General features: G+C 45.9%; 21 protein-coding genes. 10 read left to right on the forward strand and 11 right to left on the reverse strand.

Annotated features, from left to right (window positions below):
• Positions 1–392: IS3 family transposase (locus C161_RS27745; protein WP_036674341.1), on the forward strand; the 392-nt coding region annotated here is incomplete at its 5' end.
• Between the two features lie 65 nt (positions 393–457).
• Here the strand turns inward: C161_RS27745 and C161_RS31780 are convergent.
• The 3 genes from C161_RS31780 to C161_RS27760 all read right to left on the reverse strand — a co-directional run bounded on the left by C161_RS31780 (position 458) and on the right by C161_RS27760 (position 4768).
• A complete protein-coding gene (locus C161_RS31780; RefSeq protein ID WP_051449993.1) occupies positions 458–3535 on the reverse strand; it encodes an S-layer homology domain-containing protein in 3078 nt (1025 codons plus the stop codon).
• A gap of 409 nt (positions 3536–3944) precedes the next feature.
• A complete protein-coding gene (locus tag C161_RS31785) occupies positions 3945–4343 on the reverse strand; it encodes an Ig-like domain-containing protein (protein WP_180361830.1) in 399 nt (132 codons plus the stop codon).
• A 101-nt stretch (positions 4344–4444) separates the two neighbouring features.
• Complete coding sequence (locus tag C161_RS27760; protein ID WP_235193965.1) at positions 4445–4768, reverse strand: hypothetical protein; 324 nt, start codon at positions 4766–4768, stop codon at positions 4445–4447.
• Between the two features lie 168 nt (positions 4769–4936).
• Between C161_RS27760 and C161_RS27765 the strand changes: the two genes are divergently transcribed.
• From C161_RS27765 to C161_RS27795, 7 genes are all read left to right on the forward strand, one after another.
• Positions 4937–6637 (forward strand): PucR family transcriptional regulator, encoded by a 1701-nt coding sequence (locus tag C161_RS27765; protein WP_084650501.1) that lies wholly within the window; start codon positions 4937–4939, stop codon positions 6635–6637.
• A gap of 242 nt (positions 6638–6879) precedes the next feature.
• A complete protein-coding gene (locus C161_RS27770; RefSeq protein WP_036617567.1) occupies positions 6880–7656 on the forward strand; it encodes an ABC transporter ATP-binding protein in 777 nt (258 codons plus the stop codon).
• Complete coding sequence (locus C161_RS27775; protein ID WP_036674346.1) at positions 7656–8528, forward strand: ABC transporter permease; 873 nt, start codon at positions 7656–7658, stop codon at positions 8526–8528. The genes C161_RS27770 and C161_RS27775 overlap by 1 nt, the downstream gene beginning before the upstream one ends.
• Positions 8529–8562: 34 nt before the next feature.
• Positions 8563–9594 (forward strand): ABC transporter substrate-binding protein, encoded by a 1032-nt coding sequence (locus tag C161_RS27780; RefSeq protein WP_036617262.1) that lies wholly within the window; start codon positions 8563–8565, stop codon positions 9592–9594.
• An 11-nt stretch (positions 9595–9605) separates the two neighbouring features.
• Complete coding sequence (locus C161_RS27785) at positions 9606–9791, forward strand: hypothetical protein (RefSeq protein WP_036674348.1); 186 nt, start codon at positions 9606–9608, stop codon at positions 9789–9791.
• Entirely contained in the window at positions 9788–11164 is a 1377-nt protein-coding gene (locus C161_RS27790; RefSeq protein WP_036674349.1) for an amidase, read from the forward strand. Before C161_RS27785 ends, C161_RS27790 begins: the two co-directional genes overlap by 4 nt.
• Positions 11165–11183: 19 nt before the next feature.
• The gene (locus C161_RS27795; RefSeq protein WP_047843941.1) at positions 11184–11570 is read left to right on the forward strand and encodes a RidA family protein; all 387 of its coding nucleotides are present in this window, start codon (positions 11184–11186) and stop codon (positions 11568–11570) included.
• Positions 11571–11670: 100 nt separating this feature from the next.
• On the opposite strand, the gene C161_RS27800 is transcribed toward C161_RS27795, so the two are convergent.
• On the reverse strand, positions 11671–13743 hold the full coding sequence (locus tag C161_RS27800) for a methyl-accepting chemotaxis protein (RefSeq protein WP_084650502.1): 2073 nt from the start codon (positions 13741–13743) through the stop codon (positions 11671–11673).
• A 261-nt stretch (positions 13744–14004) separates the two neighbouring features.
• Between C161_RS27800 and C161_RS27805 the strand changes: the two genes are divergently transcribed.
• The gene (locus tag C161_RS27805) at positions 14005–14430 is read left to right on the forward strand and encodes a hypothetical protein (RefSeq protein WP_036674350.1); all 426 of its coding nucleotides are present in this window, start codon (positions 14005–14007) and stop codon (positions 14428–14430) included.
• A 154-nt stretch (positions 14431–14584) separates the two neighbouring features.
• Here the strand turns inward: C161_RS27805 and C161_RS27810 are convergent, their stop codons facing one another.
• From C161_RS27810 to C161_RS27830, 5 genes are all read right to left on the reverse strand, one after another.
• Positions 14585–15748 carry an iron-containing alcohol dehydrogenase gene (locus C161_RS27810; protein WP_036674351.1) on the reverse strand — a complete coding sequence of 388 codons (1164 nt, stop codon included), beginning with the start codon at positions 15746–15748 and terminating at the stop codon, positions 14585–14587.
• A 272-nt stretch (positions 15749–16020) separates the two neighbouring features.
• Positions 16021–16899: an amidohydrolase family protein gene (locus C161_RS27815; protein ID WP_036617253.1), complete on the reverse strand. Its 879-nt coding sequence runs from the start codon at positions 16897–16899 to the stop codon at positions 16021–16023.
• Positions 16886–20053, reverse strand: a complete 3168-nt coding sequence (locus tag C161_RS27820) for a GNAT family N-acetyltransferase (RefSeq protein ID WP_036674352.1) — start codon at positions 20051–20053, stop codon at positions 16886–16888. Before C161_RS27820 ends, C161_RS27815 begins: the two co-directional genes overlap by 14 nt.
• Before the next feature lie 299 nt (positions 20054–20352).
• The gene (locus C161_RS27825; RefSeq protein ID WP_036674354.1) at positions 20353–20688 is read right to left on the reverse strand and encodes a type II toxin-antitoxin system PemK/MazF family toxin; all 336 of its coding nucleotides are present in this window, start codon (positions 20686–20688) and stop codon (positions 20353–20355) included.
• A complete protein-coding gene (locus C161_RS27830) occupies positions 20685–20987 on the reverse strand; it encodes an AbrB/MazE/SpoVT family DNA-binding domain-containing protein (protein ID WP_051449997.1) in 303 nt (100 codons plus the stop codon). Before C161_RS27830 ends, C161_RS27825 begins: the two co-directional genes overlap by 4 nt.
• A gap of 487 nt (positions 20988–21474) precedes the next feature.
• On the opposite strand from C161_RS27830, the gene C161_RS27835 reads away from it, so the two are divergent.
• Complete coding sequence (locus C161_RS27835; RefSeq protein WP_036674356.1) at positions 21475–22080, forward strand: DedA family protein; 606 nt, start codon at positions 21475–21477, stop codon at positions 22078–22080.
• Positions 22081–22216: 136 nt separating this feature from the next.
• Here C161_RS27835 and C161_RS27840 read toward each other — a convergent pair whose 3' ends face one another.
• Both C161_RS27840 and C161_RS27845 read right to left on the reverse strand, forming a co-directional pair.
• Positions 22217–22399: a hypothetical protein gene (locus tag C161_RS27840; RefSeq protein ID WP_036674359.1), complete on the reverse strand. Its 183-nt coding sequence runs from the start codon at positions 22397–22399 to the stop codon at positions 22217–22219.
• Between the two features lie 20 nt (positions 22400–22419).
• Complete coding sequence (locus tag C161_RS27845) at positions 22420–23619, reverse strand: MFS transporter (protein WP_051450021.1); 1200 nt, start codon at positions 23617–23619, stop codon at positions 22420–22422.
• Positions 23620–23881: the final 262 nt, after the last annotated feature.

Genomic DNA, 23881 nt, shown 5'->3' on the forward strand with positions numbered 1-23881 from the left:
ACGAAATTGTAGCTTGGCAGTTGTCTAAACGGAACGATGTTCAGCTCGTATTGGATACGGTAGAACAATGGACACAAAGAAGAGACGTTTCGGAAGCCGTGCTCCATTTGGATCAGGGCTTCCAGTATACGTCTCAGGCGTACAACACACGATTAGAAGAATTTGGCGTCAAGGGCAGCCACTCTCGCAAAGCAACCTGCCTGGATAACGCATGCATCGAATCCTTCTTTTCACATCTCAAGACAGAGAAGCTGTACCTTAACCAGTGTAATTCAGAAGCAGAGATTCGACAAGCCGTGGAAGATTACATGTACAATTACAACTACCGACGATTTCAAGCCAAACTCAAACAGCGCGAACCGATTGAATATCGATGCGCGCTGGCAGCATAGCTTTTTTCATCTGTCTACTTGACAGGGGTATGACCATGTATGACATGTTTTTTTTGTTTATTCATTTACTCCTGATAGACAACTATACTTACATTAGAATTGTTATCTTCTGGCGTACTTGCTGTAAAAATGACATTATGATCCATCGTGGTGACATTCCACCCGGCCATCGAATTCTCAAATGCAGAACCAATTTTCTCAGCCAGTCCATTTAATGTCTCTGTTCCTGACAATCTTAAACGTTTGGAAACTTCATTCGTACCGTCTCGAAATACAACTCTAATAATCCCTGGCGCGCTGGGGCCAGAATCAATTTTTAAACTTATAGCTTGCTTTACTCCTGCAAAGGTCTCCGATCCTGGTGTAGTAATCGAGCTTGATACCAATCCAATACCTGTTGTCGCTTCCACGATTGCCACGGATAGTTTAGGATTGTTAGCCGAAGGTGCTCGGGCTGTAAATATAACATTTCTATCATTTGACGTAGCGTTCCAATCAACTAAAGACGTGTTAAATGCCCAAGCTATCTTCGTTGCTACTTCGGCAGCAGTTTCTGTACCTATTAATTCAATATCTTTAAGAATGGTTGTGCTACCGTCTGTAAATGTAGCAGTAATCGTTCCGGCAGCTGTAGCCCCTGAATCTATCACTAAGGTAGCCACTTGTGCTTCGCCAGTAGGGTATGGAGCTCCTACGGTTGTTATTGTACTATCTGGCATGCCAATTCCTGTGTTTAATCCCGAAAGTCTCGCCATAGCTTTTATGTTATTCTCTGCCGGAAACTCGGCTGTAAAAATTACATCTGAGCCCCGTGACGAAACGATCCAATTCGGAATCATGCTCCCGAATGCTGCTGCTATCTTGTTAGCAAGATCACTTCCTGTTTCAGGACTTCCCATCATAGACACATAGGCTGTCCACGAGGAGACTCCATCCGTAAATTTGACGCCTATCGGCCCATGATCACTTTCTGAATTGGGAAGACGCAGCGTAATCACTTGGGATGTGTTAGTCGTAAGATTTCCTGGAACTTCAAGTGTACTTGAAGGCGCCCCTACTCCTGATGCTTCCAAAGCGTATATTCGAACATTTTCATTATTAGTACCTGGCGTTTGCGATTTGAAATGTATTCGACTCCCATCAGCTTCTGCACCCCAACCAGCTACAGATGTTCCAAATGCGGCTGCTATTTTAGATGCTACTTCAGCCGCTGTTTCTGTTCCCAAGATGTAGATATTTTTTTGAACTGGCACTCCTCCATCTGTAAAATAAACATAATATGAACCCGGAGCCGTTGCACCGTTCTCTATCACTAGTGTTGCTATTTGTGCTGTACCCTGTAACGGTGCTGTTCCTACAGATGTAATCGAACTATCTGGCATACCAATCCCTGTGTTTAATCCCGAAAGTCTCGCCATAGCCTTTATGTTATTCTCTGCCGGAAACTTGGCTGTAAAAATCACTTCTGAGCCCCTTGACGAAACGATCCAATTCGGAATCGTGCTCCCGAATGCGGATACTATCTTGTCAGCAAGATCACTTCCTGTTTCAGGACTTCCCATCATAGACACATAGGCTGTCCACGAGGAGATTCCATCCGTGAATTTGATGCCTATCGGCCCATGATCACTCTCTGAATTGGGAAGACGCAGCGTAATCACTTGGGATGTGTTGGTCGCAGGATTTCCTGGAACTTCAAGTGTACTTGAAGGTGCCCCTACTCCTGATGCTTCCAAAGCGTATATTCGAACATTTTCGTTATTAGTACCTGGCGTTTGCGATGTGAAATGTACTCGACTCCCATCAGCTTCTGCACCCCAACCCGCTACGGATGTTCCATACGCGACTGCTATTTTAGATGCTACTTCAGCCGCTGTTTCTGTTCCCAAGATGTAGATATTTTTTTGAACTGGCACTCCTCCATCTGTAAAATAAACATAATATGAACCCGGAGCCGTTGCACCGTTCTCTATCACTAGTGTTGCTACCTGAGCCGTACCTACATTGTTATAAATACTACCTGGGACAGTTATGACACTTCCACTCGAAACCACACCTGTCATAATGCTTTCAACGGTGGCTTTAACATGATCGTTGTTAACAGCTGGATTTAATGATGTAAAATAAATGTTTGCACGCTCAGCATCCACATTCCATCCTGTTAGTGCATTATCAAACGCTTGTACGATTTTAGCAGCTACCTCAGTATCCAATTCAGTTCCATCAAGCTCTACGTAAACGGTCACTGGATTGACTCCATCCGTAAATGTGGCACGCAATGAACCTGCCGTATCTGCACCACTTGTTATTGTCAGAGTGGCAACTTGAGATATACCTTGAACGGCTTTGACTCCTTCAGTGGCGATTAATGTGGAGGTCTTCACTCCAGTAGTAATCGAAGGTGAACCGGATCCATTAGATGTAGTGTTTGAATCTGAATTTAAACTCGCAGTAGGTATAGATGGTGAAGGTATATTATCTTTATCTTCACTTTCTGTCTCTTGTTCTTGTTCTTGTTCTTGTTCTTGAATCAAGCTTATCGCTTTATCCAACATCACAACTGCCTCAGCTCGCGTAATTGGAGATGCCGGTTTGAATGAACCATTTGTATAACCAGTAATGATATATTTTGAGAATGTAGCACCTATGGCACCCTTACTCCAATATGTAAACTCTGAAGAATCCTTAAATGCTAAAGCTGCTTTTTCATTACTAGGTAATTTCAGTAAGTCTGCTACAATAACTGCAGCTTCTTGACGGCTTATCGGTTTAGAAGTACGTATAGTTTGATCTTTATAACCTTGTATGTAACCTGCTTTTACCGCTTTTTGCACTTCTAGATAGCTCCAATTTGAAGACGACAAGTCAGTGAAATGTAGTTCTTCTACCTCATTAAAATCAAACTGACGATTAACCAATGCCATAAATTCTCCACGTGTAATTACATCGTTGGGTTTAAGTGTTTGGTCGGAATATCCTTTAATCAACCCTTCTGAGAGCCATTTGCTAAGGGTATACTCGGCCCAATGTCCTTCAATATCTAAATTGGTTTTCTGACCATATGCTACCCCACTCAAGACGGATACCAAACTGGTTGCTAATATGAATGTGCTTACTTTTTGAATCACTTTTCTATAAAACATATACTTCCTCCAGTTCAAATATAAAGCTATTTATTTACTCAATAGAATAGATTAGTCTGTGCCTCCCCTCCAGTTACTCTTCCTTAAAGCGAATTTGAATTAAGGTATAAGCTTCAACCATCCGCCTTTTTCTTAATGCTATCTTATTATATCGGTTTACACTAGTTCACGAGTTATACTTATTACTTATGTTCTTTTACTCAGCACTATTTTTTTCTGAATTAAGCGAGCCTTGTACTCAAATTTGCGTTCTTATAATGAGCTATCTATAGGGTGGTATCAACCGCCCCGGCATTCGTGATGATTAATTTCTTGGCTGAAGCTTGCTCATAATTAAGTTACCGGTTGGGGAGATTGTTGGGGTAGCAATAATCATGCCACCTACCAAATTGTTTATCGTTACAGTGTATTATTCTATTTTAGTAACTACGTTAATTGTAGCGTTGCCCGACTTACTGCCGTTGGCCGTTGAGATCGCGGTGATCGTATAAGGACCAGGTGGAGTATTTGCTGCTACACTCACCAACCCATTCGCATCTACAGTAACATTGTTGTTCGTGTTACTACTGGTCCACGTAACGGTTTGGACTGCTTCACCGCTGACATTCACGTTAGCTGTTAACTGTTCCGTATTGCCCTGCACCACACTCTCACTGGATGGACTGACTGTCACACTGTTCAATACAGGTGCTGAAGTCACTGTAATCGTTGCACTATCGGACTTAGTCCTGTCAAACGTTGACGTTACTGTAATTGTATAAGGACCAGGTCGGGTATTTGCTGCTAATGCTTGATGAAATTGTAACAAGATCAATTTTATTTTTGAAATCCTCAGATCCATTTAACTCCATTTTTAATCTTTATAAAACTATGATGACATCGTCTACTGATAGTGAATTAGATTCAATTCTACGTAAAAACATTATTGTAAGCTCTCTCACTGGCAATATCATTTGTTAGGTAATGTAAATCAACGTTCACCTTGGTTATCTTTATAAAGGGATTGTTACTGTTTGCAGTTCTCCAATCTCTCATCAAATTTAAAACAACACCTAATGAATAATAAATCTCTGTGAGTTTTTTTAATCTTTTCTTCTCCCACTTCTCCCTGTATATTTGGCCTACAGTATCAAATATAATGAAAGTCAAAAATGCTTCCTTGATTTTAGGTAAAAACTCTATGTACATACTGTATTGATTTAATGTGTATTCCTGTCCTATCATCATACTCACCCAGCAAATAGTGTTATAAAAAATATTTGAAAAGATTGCTGATGTAAAACCATCTTATTTGGAATTTTTTTATATTTATGAGAAATATGTTTACTATCTTTTAGCCTCTTTATCCAAACACTTCTTTACGCCCACCTCACTTAATGTTAGATTTTATAACATATCATTATGAAAGCGAGTGGGTTGAAGATGGATCTGCAACAGTTATTGACTATCCCCATTCTCTCCAAAGCAAAGGTTATTACCGGACATCGTGGCCTTGATCGCTTGGTGCAATCGATTAATATTATGGACGCGCCAGATATTGTCCAATTCCTGAAGCCGGGGGATATGCTGCTGACCAACGGTTATATCCTGAAAGACCGCCCTGATGCTCATCTTGCATTCATTACAGACATGCATGCAATTGGTTGTGCAGCGCTTGCTGTCAAGACACAGCGTTTCTCTCTTGAATTATCTCCGCAACTGCTTGAGACAGCCGACAGACTGGGCTTCCCGATCATCGAACTGTCTGAGATAGACAATACACTCGGTGAAATATTTCAACATTCGATCAGTGCCATCCTTCAGAACAAAACCCATGAGCTACACTACGCCTTATCTATTCACAAGCAATTTTCCACGATGGTGATGCAGGGAAAAGGCATACCATCAATCGTAGATACATTGTCTCACTTGCTATCCTCACCTGTACTTCTGCTTGGTTCGAAGAAGCAGATTACGGCAGGCTCCCATTATGCACAACAGATGGATCACCAGTCCCTTGCCGCGCCCATACTGACATTTATTGATGAGCACCCTTCCTTCCACACCGCAATCTCGATCTGTCTGCTTACTGCTGATAAATATCGACACGCCGAGCTTCATCCCATCTTCACGGATCGGCACGAGGGCTATTTAATCGCACTATATGACAGTTCCGCAAGCTCTAAGCTCTCCACTCTGGCACTGGAGCAAGCCGTCAATGTGATCGGCCTGGAGTTAACCAAGAAGCAAGCCGTCAAAGAGCGTTCCCGCCGTTACAAAAATGAATATTTCTCCGATCTCATTCAGGGTTTCATTCGTTCGGAACAAGAAGCGCTGCATCGCGGCAAGAAATATGGGCTGCAAGCCAAAGGAAGTTCCGTTCTGATCATTGCCAAAAAGGATGAATCCTTAGCGGGCATACCTAAACAGAACTCTACTTCCTCCGGGGAAGAGCGATTAATCTCGGAACGAGACGCTAATTATGAGCTGATTAAACAGGAATTCGCCAGATTGGATCTCTCCTTTGTCATGTTCACTAAGAACGACCAGTTCGGCATACTCGTTTTTTTGGCTGAATCGTCTTGGGACGAACACACCGTTGTTCAGCAGCTTGAGCGGATGGCGAGCAATCTGTATACAGAGTCGCAGCTCAGCCTATCCTTCGGCATAGGTAATTCCTACACCAATGTATTGGATATTGGACTCTCCTATAAAGAAGCAGTCAAGGCGCTCCAATCCGGTTATCAGATGCGAAAGACACGCTTCGCTCATTCCTATCAAACCATGGATATAAGCCGTCTGCTGCGCATGATCCCCCACGATGAGATGCTGCAGTTCCATCAAGAAACCTTTAAGCCCTTCAACGACCGAGATCCAAACGAGCGTAACGAGCTGATGAAAACCTTGTCCTCCTTCTATGAGAATCATTGCCAGATCGTTGATACAGCCAAAGAGCTGTTCGTACATCGCAATACAGTGATCTATAGGTTGGAGAAATGCGAGAAACTAACCGGCAGGAACATTAAGGACCCGATGGAGAGCCTGCGCTTTCGACTTGCCTTCGCACTTGAGTCCCTTTTGAATGTTAATCCAGCCCCTAGTGAAACTAATCATACGTCTTAAATCGAGAACGTGTCATGTTTAATGACACGTTCTTTAATTTTTCTTTTCATATTTAATTCATGTTCAATCTTCATTTGTGCATTTTAACTGATTTAATTCTATTTTTATGTTCAGAGTAACTAATGACAATTATGCAAACAGTCTATATGATTAGGAATATATTCATTAATGTCATGTTAATTAACATCAAATTACATCAAGAAACGAAAAAACATCAGGCTGTAGGAAAGGGGCTACCTATCATGGCTATACAGATACAAGGCGTATCCAAATCATTTGTCAGTGCAACTGGAGAAGATATTCAGGTCCTGGCTGAGGTTTCGATGCAAATCAAGAAACAGGAGTTCTTCAGTATCGTGGGACCGAGCGGGTGTGGCAAAAGTACGATTTTCAATATTATCGCAGGTCTGCTTAAGCCAACAAATGGCAAGGTTATTGTCTGTGGCGAAGAGATCGATCAGACCACCGGGCATGTCGGCTATATGATGCAGAAGGATCTGCTGCTTCCTTGGAGAAGCATCCTGGATAATGTCACGTTAGGCTTGGAAGTGAAGGGCATGTCCAAAAAGGATCGCGGCGATATTGCCATGGATTATCTGGATCGTTATGGCCTGGCCTCATTCGCAGAAGCCTATCCCTCCACACTATCAGGCGGTATGCGCCAACGTGTAGCCCTCATACGTACCCTCGTTACCCAGCCCGATATTATATTACTGGACGAACCCTTCTCCGCACTTGATTATCAGACCCGACTCATTCTGGAAGATGAAATCTTGTCCATTCTCAAATCCGAGGGCAAGACAGGCGTTCTGATCACGCATGACATTGAGGAGGCCATCGCCATCTCCGACCGTATTGCCGTTATGAGTAAACGACCAACAACTGTGAAGCAGGTGTATGACATTGGTCTCGCCTCGCAATATGGCTCAGCACTGAAAGCCCGCTCCGACCAGAAGTTCAAACAATATTTTGAATCGATCTGGTCAGAGCTTGATATCCAAATGGGGAGGATCAGCTAATGAAGAGCACATCACCTGAAATTACCCTTGCCGGAAAGCCTGCTGGAGTTACGAAGAGCAAGAGCAAACGCAGACAGTCCACCTTCTCCAAAGAATGGCTGATGACGATGCTGTGGCGGTTCATTATTGTAGCGGTCATCCTGGTGATCTGGGAATCCGCTGTTCGCTTGAAACTCGTTAACGGATTCCTCATGGGATCACCAAGCGCCATTCTTGATGCCGCCATCACCATGGCTAGCTCAGGACAACTGCTTACAGACGCGTTTGCAACGGTAAATGCCACCGTTATCGGCTTTGTAGCCGGAAGCTTAATTGGCTCATTGGCAGGACTACTCATGTGGTATTCCAAGTCCGTTGCCCGTGTGCTCGATCCATTCATTGTAGCGATGAACGGTATTCCGAAGATCGCACTTGCTCCCATGATTATCATCTGGTTTGGTTCAGGCATCGTCTCCAAGATTGCTCTGGCCTCCGTAGCAACATTTATCGTAGCGCTATTATCCGCCTACCAAGCGACTCATCAAATCGACGAATCCCAGATTAATCTGATGAAATCCTTCGGTGCGAAGAAATCACAAATTTTCCGCAAAATTATCGTTCCTTCCTCTCTGCCATGGATCATCTCGGCCTTCCGGATCAATATCGGTTTGGCATTGGTGTCTGTCGTAGGTGGAGAATTCATCTCTTCTGACAAAGGACTTGGACACATGGTATTCGTCGAAGGTAACCTGTTCAACCTTCCGGCCGTATGGGTCGGCGTGTTCATGCTTATGCTGGTCGCCATGCTCCTCTACACCTGTGTCGGTTATATCGAATCCCGTCTCCTTCCATGGAATGACAACAAGACCAGCAGCAAATCCACATCTGTATAGCTGACCTACAACGATTAAAGGGGACTGATGACTAATGCGTACATTCAAAAAGATAGCTTTTCTAGCAACCATGACGGTTATATTGACTTCACTGCTCAGTGCATGCGGCAGCAATGCCACAACTCCTGCGAGTGGCGCAGGTGCATCTGATAGCGGGGGGCAAGCAAATACGCAGGTAGACAAAATTATGGTCTCCGAGGTGTATCACAACCTGCTCTACCTTCCCTTGTATGTAGCGAACAACCAAGGTTTTCTAGAGGAGAATCGCATTGAGCTATCTTCCATCCGTGCTGCCGGAAGTGGCCCAACAGCATTGTCTTCGGTGATCTCAGGCGAGTCTGCATTCTCCTTCCACGGTCCTGAGCATGTCGCATTTGCTAATGCAAAGGGCGGAGATGCTCGCTCACTGGTCCTTCTATCCGGCAGTGCTCCAGTATGGGCAGTTGCGCGAGAAGGAGTAACCGTGAACTCGACAGCGGATTTCAAAGGTAAAACCATCGTTGTGGGCTTGGCACCTACAAGCTCGAACAGCTTACTGCGGAAACTATTCGCTGACAATAACATCGATATCGACAAGGATGTGACGATCACTGAGGTTCAGAATGGCTCCGAGCTTGGTGCTGTATTAGCCGGCAAAGCCGACATTGCCATCGTTTACGAGCCGCAGCTGGATCAAGGCATTGCTGAGGGACTGCATATTGTCCATGATTTTACGAAGGATTATCCTGACTTTGCCTTTGCAACCATGAATACAACTGCAAGCTTCATTGAAAAGAATCCTGATCTCACCCAGCGCTTTGTCACCTCTATTGAGCAAGCTCTGGACTACATTCAATCGAATCCTGAAGGCGCAAAAGCAGTTGCCGTGAAGGAATTTCCGAATCTGGACAAAAACGTCGTGGAGCAAGCGGTACAACGCATGATCGACAGCAAGGTATATCCTGCGGAGGGGCTCATCAATGAATCAGCCTTCGAGACCGCAATCGACATGCAACGCTTCATCGGCAATCTGAAGGAAGACCTCGCTTACGAGGAGATTATCGATTCAAGCTTCACCACCAAATAGAGAGAGAAAGGGTGATTACTCTGAACCAGGACGACTATCTCACACACCGCCGTACAGAAAGCGCCAAATATGCGGACGGAGTTATTACAAGCGAGGAGCTTGCCCTATTTACAGCAGACTTGGAGCTGATTCGAAACTTCAAGTTGCCAGAAGAAGTAGGGCCCAATCCCCCGCATAGGAGCGTGCCTCTGCGATGATTACGAAACCACTTAACGAGCTGACGATTGCTGAAGCCGCAACACTGATTAAAAATAAGTTGATATCTCCTGTCGAGCTTACAAAATCCTATTTGAATCGCATTGAGAAAGTAGAGCATGCTGTGCAAGCCTTCGTTACAGTCACCGCCGAACAGGCTTTGCAGGCCGCAAGAGAGTCTGAACAAAAACTGATGAATGGCGAATATCTCGGTCCTCTGCATGGCATTCCCTATGGAGCCAAAGACATTATCCATACCGCTGGCATACGCACCTCGGCTGGATCAAGTACCTTTCCAGACTTCGTACCTGGAACGAATGCAACTGTAATTAATAAGTTGCAAGCTGCAGGTGCTATCCTGCTCGGCAAGACAACAACGACGGAATACGCCTTTCAGGGAGGAGAACCGCCAACCCGCAACCCATGGAATTTAGAACATACCCCAGGCGGTTCCAGCTCCGGCTCTGCCGCTGCAGTAGCGGCTGGCATGGCTTCCTTCACACTCGGGACACAGACCTTTGGATCTCTGCTTAGACCCGCAGCTTACAACGGATTAACCTGTATGAAACCCACTTACGGCAGAGTTAGCCGTAATGGTGTCATCACAGCCAGTTGGAGCCTGGATCATATTGGCGCATTCACTCGATCGGCACAAGATAACGCAATCGTTCTGGAAACAATGGTCGGACAAGATGAGCTGGACCCCTTCACGCTCCCTCATGGCAAGCCAGATTTAACAAATGCTCTTGAGCATCCTATTTCAGAAATGATGGTCGGGCTACCGAGCAGCTTCTTCCAAACCGATGAACCGGCGATCTTGTTAGCAGTGGAGTCAGCAATCGCTGTACTTGAGAGGCTGGGCATGCAATGGAAGAAAGTTGACCTGCCCTCTTATATGGAAGAGACCATTGCTGCTCATCGTACGGTTATGCGGGCAGAAGCTGCCGCCTTCCATCAGGAACGCTTCGCGGAAGCCTCTGATCGTTACGGCCACACGATGCGGGAGCAGCTTGAACTCGGTTACCAGACGAGTGCCGTTGATTATTTGCAGGCACAACGCATCCGAACGATATTCCGGAGCGAGATGATGATGCTTTTCGATGAAGTTGATGTGTTATTGACTCCATCAACACCCTATGTGGCCCCATACGGCTACAAGACGGGGAGCCCGATTTTTAACGGACCGTTCACCAATACGGGTCTACCGTCCATCACCGTACCCATCGGGTTTGATACCACCTCAGGGAAGCAATTACCTATCGGCATGCAGCTTGCTGGTCCACTCATGCGAGAAGACCGCCTGTTGTCCATCGCTCATCATTATCAGCAGGCTACGAACTGGCATCAGTTAACACCAATCATACACATTCATTAGGAAAGGAATGACCGCTACGATGTCTACCATCATACATGCAAGTGCAGCACCCAAGTTCCCGCTTCCTTTCTCCCATGCTGTCCGCGCAGGAGATTTCCTCTACGTCGCAGGTCAGGTAGGTGTCGATCCACAGACGCTTGAGCCCATTGGCGGCATTAAGGAGCAGACGGAGCAGTGCATTCGTAATATTGAGGTGATCCTGCAAGAAGCCGGACTTACACTCGATCATATTGTGAAGGTAACCACTCATCTGGCCCGAGTCGAGGATCAACCCGAATACAACGAAGTGTATGCGCGAATGATTAAACAACCCTATCCCGCCCGTATTACCGTATTCAGCGGTTTAGGCCCTTATTTAATTGAAATGGAAGTGCTGGCGTATGCGCCTTCCATTCGAGGAGAGTAACACATCACCAAAGAGCACCTGTAGCCATAGATGGGTACAGGTGCTCTTTTTGTTCTAGAAACCCGGTTCTCTTTTGAGAAACGGGTTTCTTTTCGTATTCCTATTTTGTTTTGAAGCGAGATGCTTCTTCGGCAAGTTGTTTGGTCAGTCCATCAATTCTCTGCACCATATCCGTCAAATGTTCCGTCATGCCGGACTGTTCCTGCATTGTTGCTGTGACTTCCTCAACAGAAGCCGACACCTCTTCACCGGAAGCAGACAAGTTCTGTGCCGCCCCAATGACGTCATCCTTATCACGTTCAATGGATTCGATCTCTGTGGCAATAGCTTGAACCTGGCTCATCATCTCATTCATATTCTCGGTGACAAAATTGAATGTCTCCTTGGTCTGGCTAACGCTGCTCTTATGCTGTTCCGCAATCGCTTCAATAGCCTGAACACTTCGGTTATTCTGCTCCACGTGATCAATGGTCTGCATCACAATTCGGTTGATATCCTCCGATTGAGCTGTCGTCTGCTCTGCCAGCTTGCGGATCTCAGAAGCAACGACTGCGAAGCCACGTCCCTGATCACCAGCTCTCGCCGCCTCGATCGAAGCATTCAACGCAAGTAATTTCGTCTGATTTGCGATTTCGGCAATCGTACCTGTAATCTGGTGAATGCCCGAGGAGCTTTCGGCGAGTTGCACTGTAATTTTGGAGATGTTGCCAACTTCAATCTCGTTCTGGCCGTTCACCGCAATGAGTGCATCAATAACTTCATGATTATTTTTGAATGCATCCGTAATTTCATCTGCCTTGAACTTCACTGCCTGCGACATTCCATTCACATTGGCAATCTTGTTACCCACATTCATGAATTTGTCCACAATGGCTTCCGTATCGTTCGCCTGGGACTCCATCGCTCGTGAAATCTCAAATGCTGTTGTCGTTGTTTCGGCAATCGTGGTCGAAGTTTGCTGAGTGGACTGTTCCAGCTCGGATGTACTTGTTTTCAGGATGCCGATGGAATGGTTCATGCTGGAGATCAGCTGTTTATTGCCTGCTGCCATGGTATTGAAGCTGTCCACCAATTGTTTGAATTCTCCGCTATATTTACCTTGAGCCTGCACCGTCAGATCGCCGTCAGCAAGCTGTCTGAACAACACAGTTAGTCTGGTAATTGGTCTGGTTACCAGCAAAGAGATCAGAATACCCGCTACGACGGAAACCGCAATAGCACTAAACAGAACAATATACATCTGTTTTGCCATCGCACGCAAAGGCTTCTGCACATCACTCAGTTTATCTTCAACAACGACGGTCCAGTCCGATCTTGGGATTTTGGAGTAATACGCCACTTTCTCATCTGTGCTAATATCCCCTTGCTGTAGTTCAGCGCCAGGAGCCAGATCTATCAATGATTGGTATTCGCCGGACTCCATCTTCTGGCCTGCCAACTTCTCATCCGCTGAATCGTAGATGACCGTACCTACACGGTCCAGAATGATCACTTTTCCCTCATCATTAATATTGATATTTTGTAGCTGATTAACGAAGAACGAGGTGGATGCCGCTGATACGAGCACTCCCTGTACTTCTTGATTCTCATTGTAGATTGGCATGGCAAAAGCCGTACCTAGTTGTCCTGAGGACTTGGCTACAATCCCTTCGCTAATCACGTTTTTACCCTGAATTGCTTCTTGAAAATATGCCCGATCTCCGCGTTCTGCCTTGATAACTGCCGGATCATTCGCTGCAATAATAATGCCATTCCGATCCAACAAAATCAGACTGTTGTTACCTTCCATACCTGCCAGACTGTCCGCGAGAATACCACTTGCCTTATCCAGCAGTTCATTGTTTTCCGAGAAAAAATTCTCCCCTTCCTGTCCATCCGTATTCCGAATCTCCAGCAAATCCTGGAAGGTCCGATGTGTTGTGATCAAAAAGGTGGATTGTTCTTCCAAACTTAGTGAAGCATACAAACCTGCCCCCACCCGGTCCGAGGTTGCTTTAATCTCATCTTTGCTTTTGTCGAGTGTGATGACAGCCGCTACAGTGTAGGATACTACTGCAGTTACCGCCAGTACGATACACACCAGCAGACTGATCATAAGTGGCAGTTTGACTCTGAACGACATGTTGCGCATGCGTTCTCTTGCCTTGCTAAATACCATGATTACATTCACCATCCATTTTCATTTTCATCATTATGAAGTCCAAATTCTATGTATCTACTTTATATCGGTCGATATCAAATAATCTGTAAGCTGTTTCGCCAGTTATACTAGGTCAAAGGCCACTGCAAACGATTGGAAAATGAAGACTTTGGGTTAATACAAAATATGACATCAACATCGTATAATATATGAAATACATATCGTGCAGGAAGAGGGACAACGCATTGAATCCGAAAATGCCTACTTTATTAAATGTCGAATAGGAGAAGTGATATGGCAAAAACAGCATTACCTACGCTATTAAATGTCGTGCGTATTTTATTGAGTGTGAAACTGATCTACGTGATTGTGTCCTTTATCGTGTTCCTCATTGACTTCAACCAGAACATGGAGGCCTATCTGGGTTTCTTACGTAAAGGAGATGATCTGGCTTACGCCTCTGGCGTAATCTTAGCCAGAATGTTGTTTATCATCGGTCCCAGCCTGCTCGCTGTTATATTCATCACCAAAAGAAAGTTCAAGCTCACCGTGACGTTTCTGAGTCTGGCGCTATTCGTTTCCATTCCAAATGAGAGTAACCTGTTCACCCTGATTCATCTCTTTGCCCTGCTTATCGTGCTCTTGCATCGTCCAAGCAAGTTGTATCTGAAACGAAAGGATACCCCCGTCAATGAAGCCGTAGTTGAACCGAAGAATTAATTCGAAAAGGGGATCACATGATATTGAAGTCCAGATAAACGGTGGAGCGCATAAGATATGATGTCATAATAAAAAAACAAGGACGTTCCTATGTATTACAGGAAGGTCCTTGTTTAATGTGACTCATTATACAAAGTGATTGTGAGATTTACAATTACAATGCAGCTTGATAAATTTGTACTACATCTTCACGTTGCAAGTTTTTGAAGAATCCGAACGGACCAAATCGCATCGCTTTATCAGCCATTACATCAATCTGACTGTCGTCGATGTCATAGTCCGCCAGACGGCTAGGGGCACCAATCGAAGTCCAGAATGTACGCAGCGCTTCAATGCCTTCTTCAGCAACTTGTTTGTCCGACTTTCCAGTAGGATTAATATCAAATACATTAATGGCCATACGTTTGAATCGATCTACATCCACATCCAGATTATGCTTCATCCAGTGTGGGAAGAGGATTGCAAGGCCACCCCCATGCGGAATGTCGTACACAGCCGAAACGGCATGTTCTATATTGTGAGAAGCCCAATCTCCGGCAAGCCCCATATTCAGGACATCGTTAAGCGCCATTGTTCCGCAGTAGAGAATGGTTTCACGCAGTTCATAGTTTTCCGGATCTTTGATCAGACGAGGGGCTGTATCGATAACGGTACGAAGAATCGTCTCACAGAATCCAAGCTGAACCGGTGTATTCGTATCCAGATGGAAATAATGTTCAAACACATGAGACATCATGTCTACCATGCCGTATACAGTCTGATCCAGTGGTACGGTGTATGTGTACTCCGGATCAAGAATGGAGAACGCTGGGAAAGAATACTCGCTGAACCATGCCCATTTTTCCTGCGTGTCCTGATTGGTTATTACTGAACCGTTGTTCATCTCGGAGCCTGTCGCTGCCATCGTTAGAATTGTACCCAGTGGAAGTCCGCCTTCCGGGGTTGCTTCGCGCACAACAACATCCCACATGTCTCCATCGTATTTGGCTCCTACTGCGATGGCTTTCCCGCAGTCTAGTACACTGCCGCCGCCAACCGCAAGAACCAGATCAATGTTATGTGTTCTGCATAGTTCTACACCCTTATGAACCGTAGACAGACGAGGGTTCGGTTCCACACCAGCCAGTTCCGTAACCTCTGCTCCGATTTCATTCAACTGGCTGATTACCTGATCGTACAGCCCGCTACGTTTGATGCTTCCACCACCATATACAAGCAAAATACGCTTTCCGTATTTTGGAACTTCGGTTTGTAGTGCTTGAAGTTGCCCTTTGCCAAAAATCAGCCGGGTCGGATTATAAAACTGAAAAGATCTCATAACGTATGTTCCTCCAAAGAAATCTGAAATTTTGTGCATCCACCATTATAGTTCTCTTTATTCGCAAAAACAAATACAGGCAAGAAGGAGATAACAAATGAGTATGGAGTCTGTCATGGCTAAACACTGTTTTCCTGAACAAAAAAAGCTCCTGCCAGCAAAGTGGCAGGAGCTTACGTGACAGGGATTAAGCATGAACATCACATGATTCATGCTTTCATGACAGGCATGCTATACGTCCCCTCAGATATTAATAATTCGGTACTTAGGTTCTACCCCAGATCGGCAATCCGCTGTCCAATACGCGGAAACAGCCCGAAGGCATTCTCATAGAAGACTTTATCATGATGCTGTTCCGGTACAAGTCGGCGGACAAATTCGGCATACAGATCGATGGGCGCAAGCGGCCAGTCGGTGCCAAACAGCATTTTCTCGTAATGATCCGAATAGACCAAGGCCCGGCGGAAATGATCCATGAACAAAGGCTCGTTCATGAACCGTTCAAAATGGGGCCGATCCCCCACCACAAGACCAGACAAATCCGCATACACATTAGGATTCTTCGCCACCACTTCAGCTGCATCCATCACCCAGGGATCACCCAGATGACAGATCATGAAGTTCACACCGCGTTGCTGCAAGGCTAATTCATCCACCGTCAACGGATGCGAATATTTGAGCAATCCATTCATGGAGTACGTGTCACCCGTATGAATCACGACAGGCAGGTTGTACTTGGCTGCGAGTTCATAGACTGGGGTATAGATTTTGTCGTACACATAATGATGATAGTATCCGGCATAGAGTTTGATTCCGGCTACCTCCGGGGATTGCAGTCTAGCTTCAATCCGGTCAAGCTCGTCCTGAGCGTTTTTACCGTCTAACGCATTGGGATTGATCCCCACACATTCCATGAGGAATGACGGAACCTTCTCTTCCAGATCTAACCCCATCGGGTTAGGGGAACTGGAATCCGGGAACGCTCCCTTCGTCTGCTCCGTAACCCCCATTCCGATACCCATAATGACGTCGTTCTTATCAAACTCCGCTTTAAGACCAGCGGCAGAGTAATCCACTTTAGACAGATCGATCGCTGTTCGGTGAAAGCTGTCGATGTCCGACAGATGAATGTGAATATCAATGATCGACATGTGAAGCCTCCTTTTCATCGGTAGAAGTTACAAAATTCAGTTTGAGAAGGTCATGCACATCCGCTGAACTCAGCGGGATCTGTCCCAGAACCAGATATGTCGGCTCCGTCCAGACCGTCTCCCCCTGCTGGAGTGTCATATGATGATGTACGTTCAGACCCGTCACCTGATTATTGGCAAACCCCCACGCACTCTGATTCGGGTAACGATGGACCGCATGCAGCATGTTTTCACGCGAAACCGATCCTACTCGCAAAAGATCTTCAAGTGGCAGGCCCACATCCACCTTGCCCAGCGGGAATCGATCTTTACCCGGTTGTTCTATCCAACCTTCCGCAAAGACAGATGAAGGCCGGAGGAAACGTTCCTCCGCAAGCGAGTAATCCGTCAGCGTCAGGCCGCTTTCGTTTGTCACGGCAAGTAGCGTGCAGAGTACAGGGACACCCGGCAGCATCAGATAATGCTGGTGGATCGTGATCCCACGATTCGCTTCATGCTTCTCAATCCGGGTAGTCAGCTTTATACCCTTCCAGACGTTGCCGTATTGATCCTTCTGCTCTGTCCAGGAAGCGGCTCTTTGTTCCAACTGGCGGCTGAAACCATTCATGCCTGGAACCCCGACACCCAGCCCGCCATACCACGGATTCCACCACGAGCGTGGAGCCGGTTCAGGGTACGAGCTATCCAGCCATTCTTCTCCTGCATATTGCAGGGAATGTACTACACTCCCGAATACAGGAGCAACAGCGATCGACAACACTCCATTGTCTACAGTGTACAAAGGTCCAGCAGAACCTTCTTCAATCTTCTGCTTCACCTCTGTTCCGCTCTGTGGGAACCAAAGGGCCGTTCGCTCCTGAATCCGATCTTCGCCCCGGTATAGCCCACGAACTTTCCAACCACTCGCGTGCTGGTCTCGGTCCGCTTCGTCTGGTGAGAATGTCAGCTTGGCTGAGTTTAGATTCTGCTCCGGATTGAATTCCTTAGCATTGGCCATAACCTCCGGTTCGCCACCCTGCTGCACATATAGCTCCAGCTTGCCCGCAAGCGGAACCAGTTTATGTTCAGTCAACGTTGCTTGCAGCACGTCTGGGGCAAATGGATTCCCCTCACTCAGTGTCAGATCCAGATGACTGTCCAGCAACGGAATGACCGGGTTACGCTGCTTCCGTGCAAACGCACGGAAATCATGCCATTTGGCAAACGTGTTCAAAGCATATACAGTTGCTTTGGTCCGCACAACGGCTCCTGCGGCAATACGGCCAAGCTCATGCTGCAACCCCAGCGTGTATTCCGGGCGAAGCAGCTTCAGAGAAGGGTCCCAATAGATACCGCTGGCACCATACTCTTCTTTGCAGAACAGCCAGTTCTCCGTAATCTGTGAGCTATTCCAATGGCTCGGATCGCCAGCGTAAGAATCCCCCATATCCACGAAGCGCCCCTGATAAGAAAGGATTAACCTGCTACCATAGAACCCAAAGTTATTCATTAGATACAGGTCCTCTTCCCAGGCGGTATCTCGTGTATTTTCAACCTCATGGTGGAATTCGGCGATTCCATTCGCAGACAGCTTGACCACAGACTTAATCTGCAAGCCAGGGAAATCCTCCGAGTCATACAGTGCTTCAAGAACCTGACGTTCCCCTTCGGGATAAATATTCACTTCTTTTGCTTGTTTCTTGGATAACTCTTCGGCAAACGGCTTACCCAGCTTCGGATAAGTCCACCAGAACGAATGACGGGAGCCCGGGTATTCAATCCACATGAAATTATCATGTTTGTTCATATGAATAGAGAATGCACCATTAACAGCCACCCATTGATCCTCAATCTGCCCACCATATTTCCCTTCGATTCCCTTCATTAATACAGAAAGTTTGCTTGTAAAAGAGATCGCATGGTTGCCCACTGGGACAGCCGTCACTTCTACTTCTTGGGAATAGAGACCATATGAACGCAAGGTGAAAGGTACTGGCACAGACACTTTGCCTTTGGCAGGCACCGTAAAGCGCACCGAACGCTCTGCCCATTCCAGGAATTCACCCTCAGGCAGGTCCAAGCTGAACTCCGTTTCTGCATCCACATTATTTTCCACGTTCAGAACCAACTCAGCCGGAATACCTGGATAGAGTTCCTTCACAGGCAAGATGGTCTTGATCTTGGCCGGGAATTTCGGGGCAATACCTAACCTGAACTCCGCTTTCTTACCGCCGATCAACCAGGTGCTGGCAACCACGGGATGAGTCTTATTGTTATTCTGTTCCTCTGTAATTGGATCAACGTGGAACTCACCTTCCACGATGATGGTTTCTCCCGAAGCCACTGCTCGTGCAACGTCCAGCGCAAATCGAATGTTTTTGTTATCCTCACCCTTGATCTCAACCGCCAGTTCGGACGCAGAATTGTTCTTAATGCGATAGCGAACCTTATAGCTGGAACCGAATACCAGATCATGATCATCGACTTCTGTTGAGATTTCGTAATCTGGTGTTTCGAGGGCAGTCAGCCCGCGACCCGACTTTTCAAATTCAGCCCGCAGGGAGACATCTCCCTTTTTCCACGTGTAGTCAAAGAAATCAAAACCACGCTCCCGTCGGCCATCCGGCTCGACCACGAGTTCACGCGTGCTGTCTGCATACCAATCCAACTCCTCAAAATAAGGAGCGAGTGCTTCGGTCTGCAAGATCGTGGGGATGAAATTCATCAGATGCACATTATCATCTTTTTTCTCCCAGAAGAATCCACATTTCTTGTACATCGGTACAGCCTTTGTATTCCCTGCCCATGTGAACAGATCCAGGCGAGGCCATCCGGCCTCCACGGTCTTGCGCACAGCATTCAGGATCAGGTTACGTCCAACCTTATAACCGTGATAGTCGGGGCGTACGTTAAGCAGCGGTACATATAGCGCTCTCTCGTCATAGCGGTAATGAGCAAAACTGCAGAAGCCAACAACCTCTTTCTCATGAACGGCTAGAAACACATAAAGATTGGACGAACTCTCCATCTCCCGGCGAACTGTTTCCTCTGTTCTAAGGTTGGTGCCCCCTCCCCAGCTTTCATTACTACGATTCCACATATCCGCGAGTGCGGCAGCGTAAGAGGGATCGTATTCAATAATATGGATTTGATCAATAATCGAAGTTACTGTCATATTTGGATCTCCTTATCTTTATCTATAGGATGGTCTTTGTGAACTTTCGATATGGCCTTTGCCCGATAGCCGCAGAGATAATACAGGCCATGTTTGAAGAAGCTAGCGATAGTCTTATCATACTATAAATGGAAGCATTTTCAGAGAATTAAAAATCTTTCTTTCCAACTTATATGTGCCTTTCGGAAGCTCTTGTTAGAAGCGTCAAGGATGGACGAATCTATTTAGGCATGAAAGAAAAAATCCACGTCTTTTAGTTAGACGTGGATTTAGGAATATGATCAGCTACTAATTTTCAATTATGCCAATATAGAACGGACATTGCGTAGAACTGATTTCATAAATTCAGAGGTTGGTTCGGCATGCCCCGCAATTTGGATACGTCGTTGCCGCACATCAAGACTCTTCAACTGATCCGTCAAAACAACACCTGAAAATGGCAGCTCTTCTGGTAGTGTAACTTCAAAAGGATAATCCTTGGCTTGACTCGTTATGGGACATACAACGGCAAAACCCGTTATTTCATTGAATTCAAGTTCCGATAGAACAATAGCCGGTCGTCTCCCGGCTTGCTCGTAACCCGCTTGAGGATCAAAGTCAAGCCATATCAGATCGCCTCGTTTGGGAATAATCAAAGTAACTCGTTCCCTTCAGTACCAAAGTCTATTTCTTCATGTCTTGTATCCCGTTTCACTTTAGAGAGCAAAGTCTTTAGATGGTTACGTAGTTCCTCATTGGACTCTACAGGCTTGGTTTTTGGACGCAACAACAATTCATTATCTTCTGTCACCAAAATCTCGATTTCCGAGCCTTCTTCCAGATTAAGACGCTTAAGCAATTGGTTAGGAATGCGAATTGCACTGCTATTTCCCCATTTGCTAAGTGTGGCTGTAGTCATGGCAATCCCACGCCTTTCGTTTGATTGATGCTCCAATTATACCTCACCTCCCTACAGTTGTATATCTATATGATATACATGAAACAATAAAAGGATACATTGGAGCTATAGTCCCTCGGTAGCTTACCCTTGTATAATGTGCCTTGATCTCGACTGCCAGTTCGGACGCAGAAGTGTTCTTAATGCGATAGCGAACCTTATAGCTGGAACCGAAAACCAGATCTTGATCATCGACCTCTGTAAAGATTTCGTAATCCGGTGTTTCGAGGGCAGTCAGCCCGCGACCCGACTTTTCAAATTCAGCCCGCAGGGAGACATCTCCCTTTTTCCACGTATTCGGTATCCACTTCCGTATGAAGTGTCAATGAATCCATATCAACCTTATGTACGGGTAAACATATCGCCGAGTGTGTCCTGAAATGGACATACATGTGAACTTTGACAAGCTCTATTCGCTATTGTTACTCTTTGTACAGGAGTGTTTCTTTTATATATAAAAAAGATAGATTCATGGAGGGAAAGCATGACAGAATGGATCACGCAATTTATACTCTTTTTTAAAGATTTGTCATACGCAGGTCTGGTCATTGCCTTGTCGTTTGAATTCGTACCTGCTGAACTTGTACTGCCCATGGCGGGATATTGGGTGTATCTTGGGGATATGAAGCTTTGGCTGGCTATTCTGGCTGGTACCGTAGGTGGTACGTTTGGACCTCTGACGTTGTATGCCCTGGGACGATACGGCGGCAGACCGATGGTCGAAAAATTCGGCAAGTATTTCTTGATTCGCCCCCACCATCTGGACGCTTCCGATAAGTTCTTCGAGAAGTATGGCAGCGGGGTAGCTTTCTATGGACGTTTTGTCCCCGGCATTCGGACCGTGATCTCCATCCCATGTGGAATGGCGAAAATGAATGTGTTTAAGTTCAGTATCTTTACCTTCTTGGCCATGCTTCCGATCACCTCATTGTACATCTACTTAGGCTTCAAACTAGGCTCTCAATGGGAGCATGTGGATGAGATTGTTAAACCTTATATCGTTCCGGCAGCGGTGGTTTTCTTAGGTGCTTTTGGATTTTACGTGCTTTTGAAACGTTGGAAAAGAAGAACGGCTCAAAGCGAGTCATAGGCTAGTTGAAGTAAGGTAATGAGATGGGAAGTCAGAGGTGCTTGTTACTCATTGACTGACTGATAAGAATACATGTAAAGCCCCGCCGATCGTGAGAATCAGCGGGGCTTTTGTTCTGGAAAAAAAGAAAAATCCACTATATGCGGATTCCTTTTTTAGCCATTATGGACTTAAAGTCTTGATTTATTTTATTTATATGTTTTTCGTAACCCACCGTACCGAGGTCACCCCTGTATGCCTCACGTATCCTTTTCATTTCAAGCTCCATAGAATGCTCGGCGCCTATCGGTGGTGGAACGATCATTACGCCATCTGACATACTTCACCCTCCCAATATTTCTAAATCAGTTCCTGTCGTCTTTTCAAATACACATACAACACTACTCCAGATGCCGCACAGATCACAGCACATAAACCAATGAATCCATATCCCGCTTGAAGTCCGCGCAGCAGCCCCAACTGAGTCGTTGAACCGTACAAATTCTTCACGCCCTCAATTACCCAGCCAATCACATAGTTACCAATGACACTACCAACCCCCATCAAGGTAACCGTGAACGTAATCGCGGTGTCACTGCCGTTCGGATATCTGCGTGCGATAAACGCCATAACTGTTGGATAGATCATCGCTATGCCCGCGCCAGATATTGCAAAGAAAATCGCAAGACGCTCTCCCCCTGCAAGCGCCACGAACGTACATACTCCCGAGAAAGCCGAGAACAGAATCAGTGACAATACAAATCCGATCCGGTCCGTCAATGGTCCAAGCAGCAGGCGTCCCAGCGAGAACGTGAGAAAGAACGCAGATAATAAGCCGGAGGCTTTGACCGTGTCCCACGTGTAGGCTTTTTCCAGGAAATTAACCAGCCAACCCCCAACCGCCAGCTCCGATACCACGCCAAAAGAAAGAATAAGCACCATCAGCCATAGGGCTGGATCACGTGTTAACGTCTTCAGTGATGTCCGATCTTCATGAGCAAGATCATCCCCCGGGAATTTGCTGCGCAGCGCCGCAATGATCGGCAGCAGACAGAGTGACAACATCACCAGGTACATGCCGCGCCAGTCCAGTTCGTGTCCAAACACTTTCAAGGACATGACACCCGTCGCCAGCAAAGGAGCCACCGTTGAACTCAGTCCATAGAAGAAGTGGGACAGGTTCATCATCGTACCTGTGTTTTTCACAAAGATCCGCGCACCCAGAATCGCCAAAGCAATCTCCAGCATACCGTTACCAATGTACATGAAGAAGTACGATGAAGCAAAGAGTGGATAGGTATGCGACACATAAATGAACACACCCGAGAGGATCATCGATGCAAACGATATGATGCTAACCGCCTTGATGCCCCATTTGCGAACCAGAATAGCCGTAAAGGAGCAGGCGATCAGGTACCCCAGTGCGTTCAGGGACAATAAAGTCCCGAGCTGTTTCTCATCCAGATTGAAGTCGAATTGAATGCGCGGGATGGCTGGTCCCTTAATATTTTCCGATATGCCAAATACGATAAATCCCAAAAAGATCGTTGCCAGTTGCATGGCGTACAGCTTGTTGAACTTTCGTTTGTTCCCTTGCTTACCTGCTTGCTGATTCAAAATAAGTTCCTCCAGTGTGTTCAGGAAAATGATTGCACGTTATAACTACGATTGCAGTACCATCTTCCGACCGCTGTTATCCCTGTATTTTTTTGAATCTTTTCTAAAGGTGAAAATACAGTGATAAAGGCGTTCTTCAGATTGGTTCTGCCCTCTACGTTACCGTGTCAATAATTTGTACATTCGAGGCAGGAAACATGGTTAA

Origin of the sequence: Paenibacillus sp. FSL R5-192, from assembly GCF_000517845.1 — a bacterium.
GTDB lineage: Bacteria > Bacillota > Bacilli > Paenibacillales > Paenibacillaceae > Paenibacillus > Paenibacillus amylolyticus.